Origin of the sequence: Rhodococcus sp. NPDC058532, from assembly GCF_042719255.1 — a bacterium.
Lineage (GTDB): Bacteria > Actinomycetota > Actinomycetes > Mycobacteriales > Mycobacteriaceae > Rhodococcus_G.
In genome coordinates, this window is the sequence record NZ_JBHXNU010000001.1 from 424828 (window position 1) to 444090 (window position 19263).

The following is a 19263-nucleotide window of genomic DNA, read 5'->3' on the forward strand; positions in this document are numbered from 1 at the left end:
CAAACGGGGCGCCATCGGGCGCAAAGTCCCAGGTGAAGGCCGATGGTCGAGAGGTCTCGAAAGGATATCGACTCGGGCGTGTCCGGTATCGGCGACGCTACGGCGCGGGCGCGGGCGGACAGAACGGCGGACACGGCAGGGGCGGCAGGGCGGGCAGCGGGGGCAGGCCGGGAAGCGCGGGGAGGACGCCGGGCGCGGCGGCGTCGCGTGCCAGCTCCGGATTCGGGGGGATGGTCGGCGGGGTGGGTGTCGGGGTCGGCTCGGCGGGGCGGGTGGGTTCCGCGGGGCGGCCGGGTTCGGCGAGCAGGTCCGGGATCCGGCCCGGTTCCGGGGTGCCGCCCGCGGCGTACGCCTCCGACCACCCGAGCACATTCGACGTGTACGCCAGTGAATTGTTGTAGCGGAGCACGGCCCGGGTCCGCTGGTCGTCCTCGCGCAGGTTCAGCCCGCCCGAGCACAGGTACCGTGCCGCCGCGAGTGCCGCATCGAACACATTGTTCGGGTCGGCGCGCGCGTCGCCGTTGCCGTCGGCGGCGTACCGGGACCAGGTGCTCGGGATGAACTGCATCGGCCCGACCGCGCGGTCGTGGCGGGGATCGCCGTCGAGCGTGCCACCGTCGGTGTCCGTGATGACCTGGTTTCCGGCGAGGGAGCCATCCAGCGCCGGGCCGAGGATTGGGGTGACGGTGGTGCCCGCTGCATCCGTCCGTCCACCGCCTGCGTGGCCGGACTCGATGCGGCCGATACCGGCCAGCAGGTGCCAGCTGACACCGCATCCCGGGGTGTCGGCCGCGAGGGTGGCCTCCGCCGACCGGTAGGCACCGAGGACGAGTTCCGGGATGCCGAGGGCGCCGATCGTGACCGGGATCGGGGTCAGTGATTCCGCGAACGGCGACGCCAGCCGCTCGGCGATCGCCGGCGGCAGGTCGAAGGACACCGGCGGCGGCGGGGTGTACGCGCGGGGTGCGCGGGACAGGCGGGGAGCCGGTTCGAGGATCCCAACAACGCCTGTCTGTGCCGGGTCCGCGGCGTCGGGCGCCGGGGCGGCGACGGCGGGTGCGCCCGCGATGGCCTGCCCGCCCCCGACGGTCAGGCCGACCGTCACCCCGCCGATCAACGCGGCAACGGTGACGCCTGCCAGCCCCCTCAGTCGCATCCGCAGCCCCTCGTCGTCTCACACCGTCTCACCGTCACGCAGTCACGCAGTCACGCCGTCGCGTCGTCCCGACCCCCGTCCAGAATGTGACCCAGGTTACAGAACGGACTCGTTGCGCGTCGGGGTTCCGTTGAGCGCTACCGGTGCGGCTGCTGCTCCTCGGCGTCGCGTTCGGCGAGCAGTGACTTGATCTCCTCGAGCTCCCGGCGCAGATAGTCGCGGGTGGCGACCTCGCCGATCGCCAACCGCAGCGAGGCCAGCTCCCTGGCAAGGAACTCGGTGTCCGCCTTCGTCTGCTCGGCGCGGGCCCGGTCCTCCTCCAGCGAGACGCGATCCCGGTTTTCCTGCCGGTTCTGGGCCAGCAGGATCAACGGGGCGGCGTACGCGGCCTGGGTGGAGAACGCGAGGTTCAGCAGGATGAACGGGTACGGATCCCACTGCAGCCCGATGGCGGCAACATTGAGGATGATCCACACGATGACCACGACCGTCTGGATCAGCAGGTACTTGCCGGTGCCGAGGAACCGGGCGATCGACTCACTGACCCGGCCGACCGCCTCGACGTCGATCTGGAACCCGCGCCACCGACGGCCCGGCGTCTCGAGCCGGGCCCGTGCGCTTGGGGAGGCGGGTGGGCGCTTGTCACTCATCGGCCGTTTCCTCTTCCCGCCAGTCCTCCGGCAGCAGGTGATCGAGCACGTCATCGACGGCGACCGCACCGAGCAGGTGGCCCTCGTCGTCCACCACCGGGCCGCACACCAGGTTGTAGCGGGCGAAGTAGCGGGTCACCATCGCCAGCGGATCCTCCGGCGACAGCTGGATCATGTCGGTGTCCAACAGCCCGCCGACCAGCGATGCGGGTGGCTCCCGCAGCAGCCGCTGGAGGTGGACGCAACCGAGATAGCGGCCGGTCGGGGTGGAGATCGGCGGACGCACCACGAACGCCATGCTCGCCAACGCCGGGGTCAGATCGGGATTGCGGGCACGGGCCAGCGCCTCCGCGACCGTGGTTGCCGGCGTGAGGATCACCGGTTCCGGGGTCATCAGCCCGCCCGCCGTGTCGGGGGAGTGCTCGAGCAGCCTGCGCACCGGCTCGGAATCCTCGGGGTCCATCAGCTGCAGCAGCGACTCCGCCTCGGTCTCGGGCAGTTCGCCGAGCAGGTCGGCCGCGTCGTCCGGGTCCATGGCCTCGAGCACGTCCGCGGCCCGCTCCACCTCCAGGTGGGTGAGCAGGTCGGTCTGGTCGTCGGTCGGCAACTCCTGCAGCACGTCGGCGAGCCGCTCGTCGTCCAGCGCGACCGCGACCTCGTGGCGACGCTTGTCGGGCAGGTCCCGCATCGCGTTCGCCACGTCCGCCGGCCGCATGCCGTCGAACTGGGCGAGCAGTTGGGTCACGCCCTGGCCGGGAAGGGCGAGCTGAGAATGCGTGAGCCCCTGCACGTGTTGCCATTCCACGATGTGGATCGGCGCGCGGCGGGACAGTCCGGACCGGGGCTTGCGGACCGCGACGCGGGAGACGACCCAGTCCCTGGTCCGGGTGAGCTCGATGCCGAGGTCGACGACGAGAACCTCGACCCCGGCGAGCTCGTCGAGTTCGGGGTCGTCCACCCGGACCCGGGTGTCGACGACCTGAGCGAGGGCCAGCACCTCACCGGGCTTCTGGGTGAACTTGCGGAGGCTGACGCTTCCGGTCAGCGTCACCGAGCCCGGTTCGATCGCCGTCACCCGCAGCATCGGGACGAAGATTCGGCGCCGGGTCACCAGTTCCACGACCAGGCCGAGCACCCGTGGTCGCTGCCGTCCGATCCGGATCGTGATCACGACGTCCCGCACCCGGCCGATCGATTCGCCGTCCGGTCCGAGGACCACCAGGCCCGCGAGCCTGGCTGCGAAGACCTTGCTCACTGCTGCCATGATGGCAAGGCTAATTGGCTCGGTGTCCCGACGTCGCTCCGCGCGCCGGTGCGGCTCTCGGTGGGAGGTTCACAATGGTCCAGGCACGACCGCGGCGTTCGGTGCTCGCAGTTCCCGGGAGCAACCGGAAGATGATCGAGAAGGCCAAGGGGCTGCCCGCCGACGAGGTGTTCCTCGACCTCGAGGACGCTGTCGCGCCGATCGCGAAAGCACGGGCGCGCAACGACATCGCGGACGCATTGGCCTCGGACGGCTGGGGTTCGCAGATCAAGGTCGTTCGGGTGAACGACTGGACCACCGAGTGGACGTATGCCGACGTGGTCGACGTGGTGTCCGCGTCGGGCGCCCACCTCGACGCGATCCTGCTGCCGAAGGTCACCGACGCGGGGCACGTGCGGGCGCTCGACCTGCTGCTGACCCAGGTCGAGAGGGCCAACGGCCTCGAGGTCGGGCGGATCGGCATCGAGGCCCAGATCGAGAACGCGATCGGCCTGACCAACATCAACTCGATCGCCACCGCCAGCCCCCGGATGCAGACGCTGGTGTTCGGTCCCGCCGACTTCATGGCGAGCATCACCATGCGCACCCTGGTCGTCGGCGAGCAACCGGACGGGTACGACACCGGCGACGCCTACCACCACATCCTGATGACGATCCTGATGGCGGCCCGCGCGCACGGGTTGGAGGCGATCGACGGGCCGTACCTGCAGATCCGGGACGTGGACGCGTTCCGCCGGGCGGCGGCGCGGACGGCCGCACTCGGGTTCGACGGCAAGTGGGTGCTGCACCCGACGCAGATCGACGCCGCCAACGAGGTGTTCAGCCCGAGGCAGGACGACTACGACCGGGCCGAGTTGATCCTCGAGGCATACGAATACCACACGTCGGCGGTGGGCGGCGGCCGCGGCGCGGCGATGCTGGGCGACGAGATGATCGACGAGGCAAGCGCGAAGATGGCACAGGTCGTCGCGGCGAAGGGTCGGGCGGCGGGGATGACCCGCACGACGCGGTTCGACCCCGAAACTCCGTAAACTGGACATCGGATTCACACAGGACGACACCAGGGAGCTCCGATGCCCAACCCACTCGCACCGCCGAATCAGCCGGGACGGGGCGGCCTTCCGACACCACCCAGTGGCTGGCCGATCGGCTCCTACCCCACCTACGCGGAGGCGCAGCGCGCCGTCGACTACCTGTCCGACCAGCAGTTCTCGGTGGAGGACGTCACCATCGTCGGTGTCGACCTGATGCAGGTCGAGCGGGTGCTCGGGCGACTGAGCTGGGCGAAAGTCATTGGCGGCGGCATTGTTTCGGGCGCCTGGCTCGGAGTGTTCCTCGGCCTGCTGCTCGGGCTGTTCACCGACAACCTGCTCGGCCCGCTGATCGCGGGCATTCTTGGCGGCATCGTGTTCGGGGTGATCTCGACGACCATCCCGTACGCGGCCACCCGCGGGACCCGCGACTTCGCGTCGACAATGCAGTTGGTCGCCGGCCGGTACGACGTGCTGTGCGAGCCGAAGACGGCCGAGCGGGCGCGCGACATGCTCGCCAAGCTGGCGCTGTAGCAGGCAGCGCAGGGGGGAGAGTGCGGACCACACTCGGCATCCGCGCGCTCGGGAGGGCGACGCTGGCCCGCCAGCACCTGCTCGAGCGGGCGACCGACTCGACGGAGACCGCGATCCGGCACCTGTACGGGCTTCAGGCGCAGTCGCCCGCCGCGCCGTACTTCGCGCTGTGGTCGCGGATCGACGGCTTCCGGACCGACGACCTGGCGCGGCTGATCGAGGACCGGTCGGTGGTCCGGATCACGGTGATGCGCGGCACCGTCCACGCGGTCACCGCAGCGGACGCGGGCGAGCTGCGACCGTGGGTGCAGCCGATCATGGACGGCGACCTGAGGACCAACGCCCAGCATGCGAAGGCCCTCGTCGGATGCGACACGGCGGCAGTGGCCGCGCACGCCCGCGAACTCCTCGACGCAACGCCGATGACGTTGGCTGCGTTGCGTCCACACCTGGCATCGCGGTGGCCGGATCGCGATCCCGCTGCGCTCGCCCACGCGGTGCGGGACCTTCTCCCGCTGGTGCAGGTGCCTCCGCGCGGCCTGTGGGGGCGGTCCGGGCAGCCGGTGTGCACGACGCTCCAGCACTGGGCAGGTGAACCGCTCGCGGAACCCGATCCGGAGCGAATCCTGCAGCGCTACCTCGCCGCCTATGGGCCCGCATCAGTCGCCGATGCGCAGGCGTGGTCCGGCCTGACCCGGCTCGGTGAGGTGTTCGAGCGAATGCGTCCGCGACTGCGGGTCTTCGCCGACGTCGACGGTGCCGAGCTGTTCGATCTGCCGGACGCGCCGCGTCCCGGGGCGGACGCCCCCGCGCCGGTGCGGATCCTCGCTCCCTACGACAGCATGCTGCTCTCGCACGCCGATCGCACCCGGGTCGTCGACGACGGCTTCCGCCGGGTGCTGTTCACCGTCAACGGCATCGTCAAGCCGGCGGTCCTCGTGGACGGACGGGTCGCCGGATACCTCGCTCCGAGTGTGAGCAAGGGTGCCGCGGTCGTGGATGTCACTCTGCTGCAGACACTTTCCAGGACACTGCTGCGTGATGTCGAGGCCGAGGCGCTACGACTGCTGCGCTTCACGCATCCGAGCGCCTGCTCGCACGAGGTCAGGGTGACTGCGGCGCGGTGATCGCCTCGGGGGCCGGGGTGTGCGCGACCGGGGCCACCGCGTCCGCCGGAGTGTCCGCAGGCGCCACCCGGAAGGTCGCCGCGTGCACCGCCCCGACCGCGAGGCCTGCCGCCGCGCCCCACAGCACGGCAACGAGTGCGCCGCCGAGGACCATGAGCGCGTAGGTGCCCGGTCCGGCGTGGACCACGAAGCTCGTGTACACCACGCGGATCAGGTTGGCGGCCAGCATGCCGACGACGGTGGCGCCCACCCCCGCGCCGAACGCGCGCGCCCGGCTGCGCGCAGGGCGGGCCAGCCGCACCGCGACCACCGCGATCAGCACCAGCGCGGCGAGCACGTCCACCAGCCAGGAACCGGGGGTGGTCCGCCCGAGCGGCCAGGCGCGCAGCGCGGGCACCGCGAACGGCAGTCCGAGGGCGCTGGGGACGAGCAGGGTGGGGACGTACGTCACGACGGTGCCGGTGATCGTCCAGATGCCAGCGACCACGGTCAGCACGGCGGCGGTCAGCGTGGCGGGGACGGCCCGGCGGGGGGACGCCTCGACCGGCGGGTTCGGCGATTCCGGTGCGCTGGTGTCGGGCATGGCGCAACATTAGTGGACAACTGTCCAATTGGGTGGCGAAACTCGGAGGTCGGCGTGCGGCGGAGCAAGATCGTGATTCTGGGCCTGGCGGCGGCGCTCGCCCTCGGCGGCGGGGCCGCCGCCGCGCTGCGCAGCGATCCCGCCCCCGCCGATACCTATCTCCGCGACGATCAGGGCCGGGCGCTGATCCTGCGCGGCTTCAACACGGCCTCGAGCAGCAAGAGTGCCCCGGACGGGATGCCGGAGTTCACCGAGGACCAACTCGACCGCGAACGGTCCGACATGGGAACCAATTTCGTCCGGTTCCTGATCTCCTGGCGGTCGGTGGAGCCGGAACCCGGTGTCTACGATCAGGCCTACCTCGACCGGGTCGCCGAACGGGTCGGCTGGTACGGCGAACGCGGATACCACGTGATGCTCGACATGCATCAGGACCTGTGGTCGGGTGCGATCACCCCGGACGGCACGACCGGGAACGGTGCACCGGCGTGGGCGACCCACATGGACGGCCTTCCGGTCGGGGAGCATGACATGTGGGAGCAGTACTACCTCGACGCGGGCGTCATCCGCGCCTTCGACAACTTCTGGGACACCACCGGTGCACACCCCGAACTGGCCGAGCACTACGCGGGCGCCTGGCGGGCCGTCGCCGAGCGCTTCGCGGACGACCCCGCCGTGATCGCCTACGACCTGATGAACGAGCCGTACGGGGGAACGCTCCAGGGCCCCGTGTTCGAGGCCGGACCGCTCACCGCGCTGTACCAGCGCAGCACCGATGCGATCCGCGAGGCGGACCCCGACAGCTGGGTGTGCGTCGCGCCGCAGGCGATGGGCACCAACTGGGGCACCGCGAGCGGGCTCGGCGCGATCACCGACGCTCGCGACGGCGAGCCGCGAATCGCCTACTGCCCGCACATCTATCCGCTGCCGATGGACCTCGGGGGCGGCTACGAGGGCGGCACCCGCACCCTCGTTGACGCGACGATCGACGCCTGGCGCGGTCACACGCTCCGCACCGCGAAGGCGCTCGGTGACGTGCCGGTCATCCTCGGCGAGTTCGGCCTCGACACCACCCTGCCCGGAGCGCTCGACTACGTCGACCGCGTGTACGCCACCGCGACCGACATGGGCGCCGGGGTCAGCTACTGGTCCAGCGACCCCGGATCGTGGGGCCCGTACGAGGTGGACGGCACCGCGCGCAACCTGGTCGGCGCGCTGGACGAGGCGTACCCGCGGGCCGTCGCAGGCACACCCGTCTCCTGGACGGGCGCGGTGGATCGACTGGAACTGACCTACCGCACCGACCCCGCGGTCGCCGCGCCGACCGAGATCTACCTGCCCAGGCGCGGATTCCCGGCCGGGGTGCGGGTCGAGGGCGGCGAGGTCGTCGACTGGAACGAGCAGACCAGGCTGCTGACCGTGCGCGCCCCCGCCGGTGCCGACGAGGCACGACTGGTCGTCACGCCGGGAACCTGATCCGGCGGGATCGCGCACCGGGTGTTAGATGGACGCGTGATCGACGACGTGCTGCCCACCGTCCGCGCCCGCCTGGTCGAGAGCATCGGCGGGCCGCGGCCGTCGGCGGCGTCGGTGACCTTCCTCGGTCTCGAACCCCTCGAGGTGCTCCGGTTCGAGGCCGACGCCGACGGGCTGGTCCGGTACGCGAGCCTCGGCTGTTCGCGGCACCCGATGGGTGACCCCAGCGACCTCGTTGCCGACCCGGTGCGCGGGCCGCGGGCGGAGTTGGTGCTCACCGTGCGCGGGGGCCTCGGCGCCGCGTCCGGGGTGCACCGGTCGCTCGCGATTCTCGCGGCGGCCCCCGCGGTGGAGGGTGTCGTGCTCGCGGTCGATGGACTGCTCGATCTCGGCGAGCCGCTCTGGGTTGGCGCCCCGTTCACCGCGGTCCTGTTGGGGGACAGCGGCATCGACGAGGTCACGCTCCCGGATCCCGCCGACCCGGTCCGGTTCCTCGACGCGGTTCCGATCACCGGGACCGAAGCGGCCTGGGTCCGGCTGCGCGGGGCGGCGGCGCTGCGGGAGGCGTGGACCGAGGCGGGCATCGACGTGCGCGACCCCCACCGCGGGCAGGCCGCGATGTAGTCGGCGCCGTTCGGGCGGGTGCGGTGCCGCCGTCCCCACACTCGGGCAGGCAGCCTGGAACAATGGCGGGGTGCGCATCGACCTCCACACCCACTCGACCGCCTCGGACGGCACCGACAGCCCGGGGGAGGTGATGCGGGCCGCGTCGGCCGCCGGGCTGCAGGTCGTCGCGCTGACCGACCACGACACCACCTCGGGATGGGCGGAGGCGGTCGACGCGCTGCCCGCCGGGTTGAGTCTGGTTCGGGGCATGGAGATGTCCTGTGCGGGGCGGGGCGCGGACGGCCGTCCCGTCGCGGTGCACCTGTTGGCCTACCTGTTCGACCCGGGCAACGAGGCGTTCGCGCGGGAACGGGAACGCCTCCGCGCCGAGCGGACCGCCCGGCTGCGGGGAATGGCCGAGAAGATGGCCGCCGACGGGCTGCCGATCGACCCCGATGCCGTGCTGGCCGCGGCAGGCCCGGCGGCGGGGCGCCCGCACCTGGCCCGCGCCCTCGTCGCCGCGGGGGTCGTCGGGTCGGTGAACGAGGCATTCGCCGACCTGCTGCGGACCGGGGGTCGGTACTTCGTCACCAAGGCCGACACCCCGCTGCCCGATGCGGTGCGGATGGTCGCGGCCGCCGGCGGTGTCAGCGTCCTCGCCCATCCGCGCGCGTCGGTTCGGGGCCACCTGATGGACATGAACCAGATTGGTGAGCTGGTTGCGGAGGGTCTCGGCGGTGTCGAGGTCGCTCACCACGATCACGGCGCGGCCGACGAGAGGTACCTCCGCGGACTCGCCGCGGACCTGAACCTGGTGGTCACCGGGTCCTCCGACTATCACGGCGGCAACAAGTCGGTGGTACTCGGTGAGTTCATCACCGCGCCCGACCAGTACGAGCGCCTCATCGCGGCCGCGACCGGCGTCGAGGTGGTGACCGGATGAGCGAACCGTGGGTGGACGAGTACGACAGCGACTACGACGCCCGCCCGGACGGCCCGGCGCCGCGGTGGGAGCGGCCCCGACGACGCGGGCGCAGCGCCCCGGCGCGGGCGCTGCAGGCGCTGAGCGGGGCCGTGACGGCGGGTGTCGTGCTGCTGACCGTGGTCGTGATCGTTGCGGCGTACCTCGGGTCGCGGCGCGGTTTCCCCGGGCCGGGCGCGGAGTCGGTGACGGTGCACGCGGTCGCCGCGGTCGCGGTGGTGCTCGCGCAGCGCGTCGCCGATCACCGGCGGGGTGCGGCCGCGGCAGCCGGGTCGGTAGCCGTGTTCTTGATCACAGCCGGGTTGTTCTGGACCCAGTGGTGGGGGTAGCTCACCGGAATCGTGGTTCACCGGTGAGATTTGCCAGGTGTGAGCCGACGGTGGCACACTTGCTGCACTCCAATGCCGGTGCCACCGCCCGGCGGGGGAGCGAAGTCGGATTCAACCAGCGGCAGATTTCATGCCCGGGCCCACCCCGCCCGGTGCTTCTCGCGTCCCGAGCCGGGTGCATTCCCCGTAGACCAATCGGGCACTCATCGTGCACCCTCGGAGCGCTGTAGTTCTCTATCGAAAACCTGCGGCTGCGTCGAAAAACAACCTTCGCCGCTGCTACTTACCAGTAACCCGCCCCCGCTGTGGAGCGGCATGAGTAGGAGTGTCATCGTGTCTCCCGTGACTGAAGCAACCACCCCTCCCAAGGTTGAGCTGACTGACGAAGAGATCTTCGCGGGCCACATCGGTGGCAAGCTGTCGGTCGAGACCACCGCACCCCTCGATTCGCAGCGTGCGCTGTCGATCGCGTACACCCCCGGCGTCGCCCAGGTGAGTCGGGCGATCCACGCCGACGAGACGCTCGCCGACCGCTACACCTGGACGAACCGACTCGTGGTCGTCGTGTCGGACGGGTCCGCGGTGCTCGGTCTCGGCGACATCGGCCCGCGGGCGTCGCTGCCGGTGATGGAGGGCAAGTCGGCGTTGTTCAAGAACTTCGCCGGATTGAACTCGATCCCGCTGGTCCTCGACACCAAGGACCCCGACGAGATCGTCGAGACGCTGATCCGACTGCGCCCGAGCTTCGGGGCCGTCAACCTCGAGGACATCTCCGCGCCGCGCTGCTTCGAGATCGAGAAGCGCGTCATTGAGGCACTCGACTGCCCGGTCATGCACGACGACCAGCACGGAACCGCGATCGTCGCGCTGGCCGCCCTCAAGGGTGCGGTGAAGGTCCAGAGCCGCGACATCACCACCCTCCGCGTGGTCATCTCGGGAGCCGGTGCCGCCGGTGTCGCCTGCGCGAACATCCTGCTCGCCGCCGGGATCGCGGACGTCACGGTGCTGGACTCGAAGGGCATCGTGTCCGCCGACCGGAGTGATCTCAACGAGATCAAGGCGGACCTGGCGGCCCGAACCAACCCGGCCGGGCGCACCGGCGGCATTGTGGAGGCCCTCGACGGCGCGGACGTGTTCCTCGGCGTCTCGGCGGGCACGGTGCCCGAGGAGATCATCGCGACGATGGCCGACGAGGCGATCATCTTCGCGATGTCGAACCCGGATCCGGAGATCCACCCGGACATCGCGCACAAGCACGCCGCGATCGTGGCGACCGGGCGCAGCGACTTCCCGAACCAGATCAACAACGTGCTCGCGTTCCCCGGGGTGTTTAAGGGCGCCCTCGACGCGGGTGCCCGCCGGATCACCGAGGGCATGAAGCTCGCCGCCGCCGAGGCGATCCTGTCGGTCGTCGCGGACGAACTGGCCGTCGACAAGATCGTGCCGAGCCCGCTCGACCCGCGGGTCGCCCCCGCCGTCGCCGCGGCCGTCGCCAAGGCAGCGCAGGACGAGGGCGTCGCGTAGCGCCCCGTCCACCCGCACACGCGAACGCCCCGGAACCCCTTGCGGGTCCGGGGCGTTCGGCGTCGAGAGGGGTCCCGGTCAGTGCTCGATCCGGGCCCTGGCTGCGGCCGCCTCGGCGTGCCTGCCGAGGGCCTCGAACGTGTCACCCTCGAGCAGCGCAACCCGCACCGCCAACTGCGGAACGTCCGCAACCCGGTCCCGTGCGTCGGCGAGCACGGCCAGCATCTCCTCGTGCCGGTCGGCGGTGGCCAACGCCTGCGCAACGACGAGCAGGGCGCTCCCGCAGCCGATCTCGTCTCCCGCGGCGGCGAACGCGTCGGAGGCGCCGAGTCCGGTCGCCGCCGCCTCGTCGATTCGGCCCAGCTGCGCAAGAGCCCGCGCCGTCGAATCCTCGATGTCGGCGCGGGTCCACCCCTCGGCCAGCCCCGCCGCCTCACGCAGATCCGCGAGACCGCCGTCGTCGTCGAACCCGCACCGCGCCCGGCCGCGCAGGTGCAGCGATTCGGTGAGCAGATCGGCCCGGCCCTCGGCAAGGCGGGCGTCCGCGACGGCCTCGTCGAGAACCTCGAGGGCGCCCTCGTCCTCGAACTGCGCCAGCATCGCCCCGAGGTCCGTGCCCGCCGTCGCCGCAACGACGTGGTCCCCGCAGGACCTCGCCAGCTCACGGCACCGGTGCCACGCCGCGAGGGCGCCCTGCGGGTCACCCGCGTCCCTGCGCGCCCGGCCCAGCCACAGCAGGGTGTGCCCGAGCGACCCGGGCGCGGTCCCCTGCTCTTCCTCGAGTTCGGCCAGCCGGCTCAGTTCGTCGGCCGCCTCGTCCGGGTGCCCGGCCCGCACCAGCAGCACCCCGAGGTGGTAGGCGGGACCGAGCGATCCCAGGCCCGCGAGTTCCGACTCCCGCTTCGCCAGCCGCATCCGGGCGACCGCGTCCTCCGCGGCGCCGAGATCGGCGGCGATGTGCGAACCCAGTGCGGCCAGGGTCGCGGTGGTGGCCCTCGCGCGGTGCGCCACCGACAGTTCGAGCGCACCGTCGACGGCCGTCAATGCCTCCTCGAAACGGCCGCGACTGGCCAGTACCTGGCCGCGCAGGCGCGCGAGCACCGTGCGTCGGCCCGGTGTCAGGGCGGCGGCCGACTCGGTGTCCAGCCAGGCAAGGGCGTCCTCGGTGCCCTCCTCCGAGTTCTGCAGCGCTTCGACCCGCGCGATCGCGTCGCCCGCCGCCGCGACGTCGTCGACGAACGCCGCCGCCGTGACGTCGTCGACGAACCCCGCCGGGTCGACCACCGCCGGGGCCGCGACGACGTGCGCGCGGCCGATCGGCAGGTCCCAGCCCCGGTCCACCAGCGCGACGGTGGCGGCAAGGGTCTCGCTGCGGTGGCTGGTGCCGTTGCGCTCGTCGAAGCGGGCCGCCAACTCGTCCGCGGCCCGCAGGCACGCCGCCCCCAGCTCGTCGACCGTCCACCGTCCGTCGTGGGGTCCGAGGAACGGGACCAGCGGAGCGGCATCGGATCCGCGCACCCGCTCGTCGCCGAGCCCGGCCCGCCCCGCTGCCGAACAGGTCACCGCGAAGGCGGTGAGCGCCTCGAGATGCCCGGCCGCGTTGAGCCGGTCGTGCGCCAGCCAGCCGAGGTGCCGCTCGAGCATCTCGATGGCGCGGTGCGCGTTGCCGGTGACCGACAGGAAGACCAGGTGCCGCGCGATCATCGCAATGTTGTCGGCGTTGCCGCGCGCGAGCCGGTACCCGCGCAGGTGCATCCGCTCGGCCTCGTCGAACCGGCCCGCCTCCAGCAGCGGCACCAGCGTGTGCGAGATGGCCCGTTCCGGTTCCTCGCCGCACTCGTACCCCTGCTCGAGCATCTCCTCGATCAGGTCCAGCCCGGTCGCGGGCTCACCGGTGAGGATCCGGAAGGTGGCCTCCTCCGAGCGGACACAGGCGTCGCAGTGGCTGTAGTCGTCGCGGGGGGTCCGCGCCAACTCGTCGAGGTACCGCCGCGCCTCCCCGAACCGTCCGGCGAGGAACGCCTCCGAGAAGCGGGTCTGCACCACCCCGGACAGGCCGACGCCCGCCTGCCGGTACGCGGTCTCCATCCGTTCGATGGACTCGGCGATCGTGGCCTGGGGGAACATCGGATTCGAGCCGAGCGAGTCGGCGATCCACTTGTGGAACCACAACAGGTCGTAGTCGTCGACCTCGTTCGGGAACCGGGCCGGGTCCGCGGCGTTGCGGCCAACGCACCAGGCGAAGGCCGCGAGCAGTGCCTCGGTGTCCCCGGTCATCGACGAGGACTGCACCAGCCGCATCCGCACCCGGTACGCGGTCTCCTCCTCGCCAGCCTCGTCGGCGACGGTGATCGCACGCTCGATCAGCTCCCGTTCGGCCGGTCCGTATGGGGTGCAGTCGATCTCGGAGATCAACTCGTTCAGATCGACGGGGGTCTCACTCGGCATGGTCGTCCTTCTCGGTCATCTCGGGAGCGTCGATGGTCGGCAGGCTCGGCAGCCCAACCGACAGGTGCACGATGTCGGTCATCGCGTCGGTCAGCGCCGCGCGATCGGCCGCACTCAGCGGCCGGTGCCCGGCGAGCAGGGATTGCACGTACAGGATCCGGACGGTCCGGGACAGCACGGCGTCATCGTCGACGCTGGCAAGGGTGCGGACCAACCGGTTGTGCCAGTTCAGGACGAGTCGGCCCGCGGTGTCCACGCCGGCCGCTGCCTCGGCGGCGTCCACCCGGCCGAGGACATCGGCCCAGAACCCGCCCGCCTCGCTCGACTGCTCGCGCCGCAGCCTGCGCAACACGGCCTCGTCCGCCACGTACAGCGCCGGCACCGTGTCGGGGGCGAACGCCCGGACCGCCGCGGCCGCACCGAGATCGGTCAGCGCGCGGTCCGCCCGCTCGGTCAGCGCACGGGTGCGCGCCCGGTCGGCCGCCTGCGGCAGGTCCAACTGGTCGATCTCGTCGGCGACGGTGACCACCTCGACCTCGGCTCCGGGCACGAACTCCGGCAACCGGGCGGCGATGTCCGCGTCGTAGACATAGCCGCCGTTGACGATCGGGGCGCCGGGGCGGGCGATCCCGGCGAGCTGTCGGAACTCGTCGACCGTCCTGGTGTAGCGCACCACCCCGCGGGTGGCCGCCTCCCCGAAGGTGGTTGGGCCGTCGGTCGTCTCGACGGGCAGGTGCGGGACGATGAACCGGGCCAGCTCGTCGTCGTGCAGGACCAGGGCCCGCAGCGCCAGATGGTGCACCGCGAGGAACCCGGCCAGCCGGTGCGGTGCCCGCGCCGCCAGCCCGATCACCCAGCGGCGCACCGCCGCTCCGAGTTCGGTTCGGGTCTGCTCGAGCGCACCGTCCTCGATCAGGGATTCTCGGGACGCGGTCGGGGTCAGGCCGGTGGTGTTCACCACGGTGCGGACGAAGAACGCCCACTCGGGCAGCAGATCGTCCATCCGATCGGAGAGCAGCATGCCGCCCAGGTATACCCGGCTGGACTGGCGTTGACCGGGGGAGAGCGGGAACGGCAGCACGAACGCGGTGCCGCGGGTTCCGGTGGCGGGCACGTGCAATGCGATCGTGTCGAACGGTTCGGCGCCAACGACCTCGCGGCCGAGCGCGCGCAGCTCGGGTGACGCGGGCACGCCGGTCTCGAGGAACGGGGCTGGCCGGGTGACGGTCTGCCCGGCGACCGTGACCCGCACCGGCAGGTGCCGTCCGAACCGGTCGGCCAGGTCGTGGGCGCCGCCGGCGGAGACCAACTCGGCGGCGTCCTGGCGCGGCACCAACTCCACCCGGGTCCCGACCGGCAGGTCCTCGGCGAGCGTGGTGACGGTGAACGTGCCGTCGGCGCGGCCGACCCACTCGACGGCGCCGCCGCCGACCGCGGAGCGGGACCGGACCCGGATCTGGTCGCTGACCATGAAGCAGCTGAGCAGCCCGATCCCGAACTGCCCCAGACGGTCCGTCCGCGGCAGGTCGAGGACGTCCCGCTTGGAGCTGCGGCCGACGGTGGCGAGTAGTTCGCCGACCTCGTCGGCGGTCAACCCGATCCCGTCGTCCTCGACCGCGAACACCGGGTCGGTGTCGGTGCCGGGCAGGACCCGGATCGTGCCCTGGTGACCGGGTTCGCGTTCGCGGCGGGCGGCGATCGCGTCGCATCCGTTCTGCAGCAACTCACGCAGAAAGACCTGCGGGCCGGTGTAGATACTCGCGCTGAGCAACTCGATGATCCCACCGAGATGTACCTGGAAGAGACGGCTGCCGCCGTCGGCTGTCGTTGTCATCGGTCCCGGAGCCTATCGGGGGAGTCGGACACCCGATTCGCGGAGCGGGGTTCGGGTCCGGGCCCGCCGCCGGGCCGGCGAGCGCCCGCTGGGGTGAGAAGATGTGGCGGCACGGGTGTGGTGACTTCTCAGGAGTGTGGGCGGACGATGACCTTGCGGACGGTGGCGGCCGTTGCTGCGGCGGCGACGGCGATGCTGACCGGGTGCGCGCCGAGCACCCTCACCGCCGATCCGGCCCCCGCCGCGCTCACCGTCGGTTCCGGTGGATCCGCGGATCGCGCGGTGCTCGCCGAGATCTACGCGGGGGTGCTGCGGGGCACCGGGTCGCCCGTCGACACCAGGACCGGGCTCGTCGAGGGGCAGGACCTGACGTTGCTGGATTCCGGGGAGGTGACCCTGGTGCCCGAGTACACCGGTGCACTGCTGCTCCGCCTGCACCCCGGCGCCACCGAGATCGAGCCGGACGAGGTGTTCGAGGAACTGAATCGTTCACTACCGCAGGGTCTTTCGGTGTCCGATCCGGGGATGGCTGAGCGGCCGGGTGCGGGTGACGCGGGCGAGGAGGGCAGCAACCTCCCCGCGATGGCCGTCGTCCCACTGATGCGATCCGGCGTACTGACGGGCGCGCAGGTCAAGGCGCTCAACGTCGTTGCCGGTGAGTTGACGACGGCCGACCTGGCGGAGATGAGCGAGACGGTCGGTCGGGGAGACCTGACCGCGGACCAGGCGGCAGCGAACTGGCTTGCCGCACGGTGACGCTGGCGATTAGCCAGCTTCCGGCCGTCGAATTCGGGCGTGCCGGGTCTGTAGGGTCGACCCCCTAACGGCCAACGCGGACGGACGGGTGGGGGAACGATGCCGGGGGCAACCCAGCGACTGAGGACACTGGCGGTGGGGTTGGCGGTCGGGCTGATCGGGGCCACGATCGTCGCGACGCCCGCCGCGGCGCAGGGGGCGGGGGACGCCGCCAGCTACGCGCCGACGATGCTGATTCTGGACGCGTCCGGGTCCATGCAGCGTCCCGACCAGGCGGGCACGATGATGGATGCCGCGAAGAACGCCGTGCACGCCTTCGTCGACACGGCGCCAGCGGCGTCGCGGGTCGGGCTCGCCGTGTACGGCACCGGCACCGGCAACGGGGAGTCGGAGAAGGTCGCGGGCTGCCGCGACGTTCGGGTGGTGCAGCGGCCGGACCCGCTGGACCGAGCGGCCCTCAACGACGCGGTCGACGGCATCACCGCCAGCGGCTGGACGCCAATGGGCACGGCGTTGCGTGCTGCCGCGCAGGCGCTGCCGGACTCGGGACCGCGGTCGATCGTGTTGGTCTCCGACGGCGACGACACCTGCGCGCCACCGGAACCGTGTGAGGTGGCCCGGGAACTGAAGTCTCAGGGCGTCGACCTGGTGATGCACGCGATCGGGTTCGCGGTGGACGAGACGGCACGGGCGCAGCTGACCTGCATGGCGCAGGCGACCGGGGGGACCTACACCGATGCGGCGGATGGTGCGGCGCTGGCGCGGACCCTGCCGCGGGTCACCGCGGCGGCGCTGCGCAACTACGAGGCGGCGGGGACGCCGGTCACCGGCACACCCGGGCACCAGGCGGCCCCGGTGCTGACGCCGGGCCAGCACCTGGACACGATCGGCCAGAAACAGGAACGCTACTACGCGGTGGACGTCCCGGACGGCGCCACCGCGTACTTCTCCGCAACGGTGTCGTTCCCGGCGGCACCGCAGCGGCGGGTGCAGTCGAACCGGGACAACAACGTCCTGCAACTGCGGGTGTATGGCAGGGACGGCCAGGACTGCAACGAGTTCGAGTTCGAACAGGTGACGGACACGAGTGGCGGCGCCGCGCTGACGGTGGCCGCCGCGTTCGACGGCGCGAGCGAGAAGCCGACCGGCGACAACGCCGGTGCGGACCGGTGCCGCGGCGGCGGGCGCTACTACGTCGCGACCACCTGGAGCACGGTGTCCGACGGGGTGCCGGACCGGATCCCGGTCGAGTTGCTGGTCGGGATCGAGCCCGCGGCCACCGACCCGGGCCCGGCGGGGGCGACGACCCCGACCGCCTTCGTCGAGCCGAGCGGCTCGGGCACCCCCACGGTCGGCGGCGGGTCCTTCAACGTCGCGACCGAACTCGCGGGCAGCGGCCGGTACACCGACACCGTTCGGCGCGGTGAGATCGTCTACTACCGCGTTGCGCTGGACTGGGGGCAGGGCCTGGCCTACCGCGTGCACCTCGCGGGCAACGGCAGCACCGCGGTCGAGGACGTCTCGCTCGCGCGCAGCACCCTCTACTCGCCGAGCCGCGAGGAGATGGTGTCGGACTTCGGGTCCTACACCGGTTCGGACCAGGTGCTGCCGTCCGGCGACACGGCGCTGGCCAGCACCGCGGTCCGATACCAGAACCGGGGTTCCGACGACCTCGCCGTCCGCACGACCGCGGTGCCGGGCTCGTACTACATCGCGGTCAAGGTGGGGGCGACATCGGTGGCGGGCGCCGGGGTGCCGGTGCCGATCCGGCTGGACCTGACGGTCACCGGTGAACCGGAGGATGGCCCCGGCTACGCGACGGGCGTGCCCGCCGGGATCTTCGGCGAGCGGCCGGTGCCGGACACCGCCGCGGTGCCGGTCACCGCAGCGGCGGAGCAGGGTGCCGCCCCCGCCGCCGAGCACGCCCCGGCGTCGGGTTCGTCGACCGTGGCGATCGGGATTGCGGCCGCGGCCGCGGCGGTGGCGCTGGGCGGCCTCGCGCTCGGCTGGGTTGTGCTGCGCAGGCGGCGGCGGTAGGGGCCGCGCCCCGGCCCGTTCAGGCGGGGGTGCGGGCCAGCGCCGCGCGCAGGAACGCGCCGAGGTCGCGGACCGCGTCGTCGGCGTCCCGGACCAGCGACGCCTGCAGGTGCGCGACGTGCCAGAGGGTCGGGTACTCGCGGTACTCGACGCTGACGCCCGCGGCCCGCAGCCGGTCGGTCAACTCGACCGCCTGCGGGTACAGCACCTCGCTGGTGCCGATGTGCACGACCGTCGGCGGCAGCCCGGTCAGGTCGCCGCGGAGCGGCGCGAAGCCGGGGTCGGCGGGGTCGCCGCCGCCGAGGTAGGCGTCGGCCGCACGGAAGGACCAATCGGTGTTGACCACCAGGTCGCGGTCGAACGGGGCGTCCCTTGCGCCCGGATCGACCCACGGTGCGATCAGGGCGAGGGCGGCCGGCCGGACGCTGTACCGGTCGATCAGCCGGCGGGCGGTGCCAACGGCGAGCCCGCCGCCCGCCGAATCACCCGCGACCGCAAGCTGATCCGGAGTGAATCCGTACTCGCCGATCAGCTCGATGTATGCGGCGACCGCATCGTCCAACGCCGCCGGATACCGGTGTTCGGGTGCCAGCCGGTAGTCCAGGACGTACACCGCTGCCCCGGTCTCCCGTGCCAGGTGCGCCGCGACCGAGCGGTGGGTGGTGAGTGACCCGAGCGTGTACCCGCCGCCGTGCAGGTACAGGACCGCGGTGCGGCGCTCGGTGGCCCCGACCGTGACGCACTCGGCGGGTCGACCCGCCAGGGTGACCCGGCGGACGACGGTGTCCCGCGGGAGGCGCTGCACGACGGCGCCCGCGTCGAGCACCCGGCGGGCCACCGGCGCGGGCAACGACCGGTGCAGCGCGACCCGATAGAACAGCCCCAGGTTGGCGGCAACCAGCGGCCGCGGCAGGTACGGCACCGGG

17 protein-coding genes are annotated in these 19263 nt (G+C 72.1%); 10 read left to right on the forward strand and 7 right to left on the reverse strand.

All coding sequences use genetic code 11. From position 1 onward, the window contains the following. Window positions 1–97: 97 nt before the first annotated feature. The 3 genes from ACFWQG_RS01895 to ACFWQG_RS01905 form a co-directional block, all read right to left on the reverse strand. Window positions 98–1156 (reverse strand): lytic transglycosylase domain-containing protein, encoded by a 1059-nt coding sequence (locus ACFWQG_RS01895; protein WP_378505860.1) that lies wholly within the window; start codon window positions 1154–1156, stop codon window positions 98–100. A 137-nt stretch (window positions 1157–1293) separates the two neighbouring features. Further along, window positions 1294–1806: a DUF1003 domain-containing protein gene (locus tag ACFWQG_RS01900; protein ID WP_378505861.1), complete on the reverse strand. Its 513-nt coding sequence runs from the start codon at window positions 1804–1806 to the stop codon at window positions 1294–1296. Beyond that, window positions 1799–3070, reverse strand: coding sequence for a magnesium transporter MgtE N-terminal domain-containing protein (locus ACFWQG_RS01905; RefSeq protein ID WP_378505862.1), 1272 nt, complete (start codon window positions 3068–3070; stop codon window positions 1799–1801). The genes ACFWQG_RS01900 and ACFWQG_RS01905 overlap by 8 nt, the downstream gene beginning before the upstream one ends. A 74-nt stretch (window positions 3071–3144) precedes the next feature. Here ACFWQG_RS01905 and ACFWQG_RS01910 point away from each other — a divergent pair, with 74 nt between their 5' ends. Genes ACFWQG_RS01910 through ACFWQG_RS01920 form a run of 3 tightly spaced genes read left to right on the forward strand, consistent with a single transcriptional unit; the run spans window position 3145 to window position 5762 of the window. Next, entirely contained in the window at window positions 3145–4101 is a 957-nt protein-coding gene (locus tag ACFWQG_RS01910) for an HpcH/HpaI aldolase/citrate lyase family protein (protein ID WP_378505863.1), read from the forward strand. Window positions 4102–4143: 42 nt separating this feature from the next. Continuing rightward, window positions 4144–4635: a general stress protein gene (locus tag ACFWQG_RS01915; protein ID WP_378505864.1), complete on the forward strand. Its 492-nt coding sequence runs from the start codon at window positions 4144–4146 to the stop codon at window positions 4633–4635. Between the two features lie 20 nt (window positions 4636–4655). Next, window positions 4656–5762 carry a winged helix DNA-binding domain-containing protein gene (locus ACFWQG_RS01920; RefSeq protein WP_378505865.1) on the forward strand — a complete coding sequence of 369 codons (1107 nt, stop codon included), beginning with the start codon at window positions 4656–4658 and terminating at the stop codon, window positions 5760–5762. On the opposite strand, the gene ACFWQG_RS01925 is transcribed toward ACFWQG_RS01920, so the two are convergent. Then, on the reverse strand, window positions 5740–6345 hold the full coding sequence (locus ACFWQG_RS01925) for a hypothetical protein (RefSeq protein WP_378505866.1): 606 nt from the start codon (window positions 6343–6345) through the stop codon (window positions 5740–5742). The genes ACFWQG_RS01920 and ACFWQG_RS01925 overlap by 23 nt on opposite strands. A gap of 54 nt (window positions 6346–6399) precedes the next feature. On the opposite strand from ACFWQG_RS01925, the gene ACFWQG_RS01930 reads away from it, so the two are divergent. The 5 genes from ACFWQG_RS01930 to ACFWQG_RS01950 all read left to right on the forward strand — a co-directional run bounded on the left by ACFWQG_RS01930 (window position 6400) and on the right by ACFWQG_RS01950 (window position 11262). Further along, window positions 6400–7821, forward strand: a complete 1422-nt coding sequence (locus ACFWQG_RS01930; RefSeq protein ID WP_378505867.1) for a cellulase family glycosylhydrolase — start codon at window positions 6400–6402, stop codon at window positions 7819–7821. A gap of 51 nt (window positions 7822–7872) precedes the next feature. Further along, window positions 7873–8445, forward strand: coding sequence for a suppressor of fused domain protein (locus ACFWQG_RS01935; protein WP_378506049.1), 573 nt, complete (start codon window positions 7873–7875; stop codon window positions 8443–8445). Window positions 8446–8515: 70 nt separating this feature from the next. Continuing rightward, on the forward strand, window positions 8516–9370 hold the full coding sequence (locus tag ACFWQG_RS01940; RefSeq protein WP_378505868.1) for a PHP domain-containing protein: 855 nt from the start codon (window positions 8516–8518) through the stop codon (window positions 9368–9370). Beyond that, window positions 9367–9738 carry a hypothetical protein gene (locus ACFWQG_RS01945; RefSeq protein WP_378505869.1) on the forward strand — a complete coding sequence of 124 codons (372 nt, stop codon included), beginning with the start codon at window positions 9367–9369 and terminating at the stop codon, window positions 9736–9738. The genes ACFWQG_RS01940 and ACFWQG_RS01945 overlap by 4 nt, the downstream gene beginning before the upstream one ends. A 333-nt stretch (window positions 9739–10071) precedes the next feature. Further along, complete coding sequence (locus ACFWQG_RS01950) at window positions 10072–11262, forward strand: NADP-dependent malic enzyme (protein WP_378505870.1); 1191 nt, start codon at window positions 10072–10074, stop codon at window positions 11260–11262. A 78-nt stretch (window positions 11263–11340) separates the two neighbouring features. Here the strand turns inward: ACFWQG_RS01950 and ACFWQG_RS01955 are convergent, their stop codons facing one another. Further along, entirely contained in the window at window positions 11341–13710 is a 2370-nt protein-coding gene (locus ACFWQG_RS01955; protein WP_378505871.1) for a hypothetical protein, read from the reverse strand. Next, window positions 13700–15544, reverse strand: a complete 1845-nt coding sequence (locus tag ACFWQG_RS01960; RefSeq protein WP_378505872.1) for an HSP90 family protein — start codon at window positions 15542–15544, stop codon at window positions 13700–13702. Before ACFWQG_RS01960 ends, ACFWQG_RS01955 begins: the two co-directional genes overlap by 11 nt. Before the next feature lie 147 nt (window positions 15545–15691). Between ACFWQG_RS01960 and ACFWQG_RS01965 the strand changes: the two genes are divergently transcribed. Continuing rightward, the gene (locus tag ACFWQG_RS01965; RefSeq protein WP_378505873.1) at window positions 15692–16300 is read left to right on the forward strand and encodes a hypothetical protein; all 609 of its coding nucleotides are present in this window, start codon (window positions 15692–15694) and stop codon (window positions 16298–16300) included. A gap of 135 nt (window positions 16301–16435) precedes the next feature. Further along, window positions 16436–18337, forward strand: coding sequence for a VWA domain-containing protein (locus ACFWQG_RS01970; RefSeq protein WP_378505874.1), 1902 nt, complete (start codon window positions 16436–16438; stop codon window positions 18335–18337). Between the two features lie 19 nt (window positions 18338–18356). Here the strand turns inward: ACFWQG_RS01970 and ACFWQG_RS01975 are convergent, their stop codons facing one another. Continuing rightward, window positions 18357–19259 carry an alpha/beta hydrolase gene (locus tag ACFWQG_RS01975; RefSeq protein ID WP_378505875.1) on the reverse strand — a complete coding sequence of 301 codons (903 nt, stop codon included), beginning with the start codon at window positions 19257–19259 and terminating at the stop codon, window positions 18357–18359. Window positions 19260–19263 lie beyond the last annotated feature (4 nt).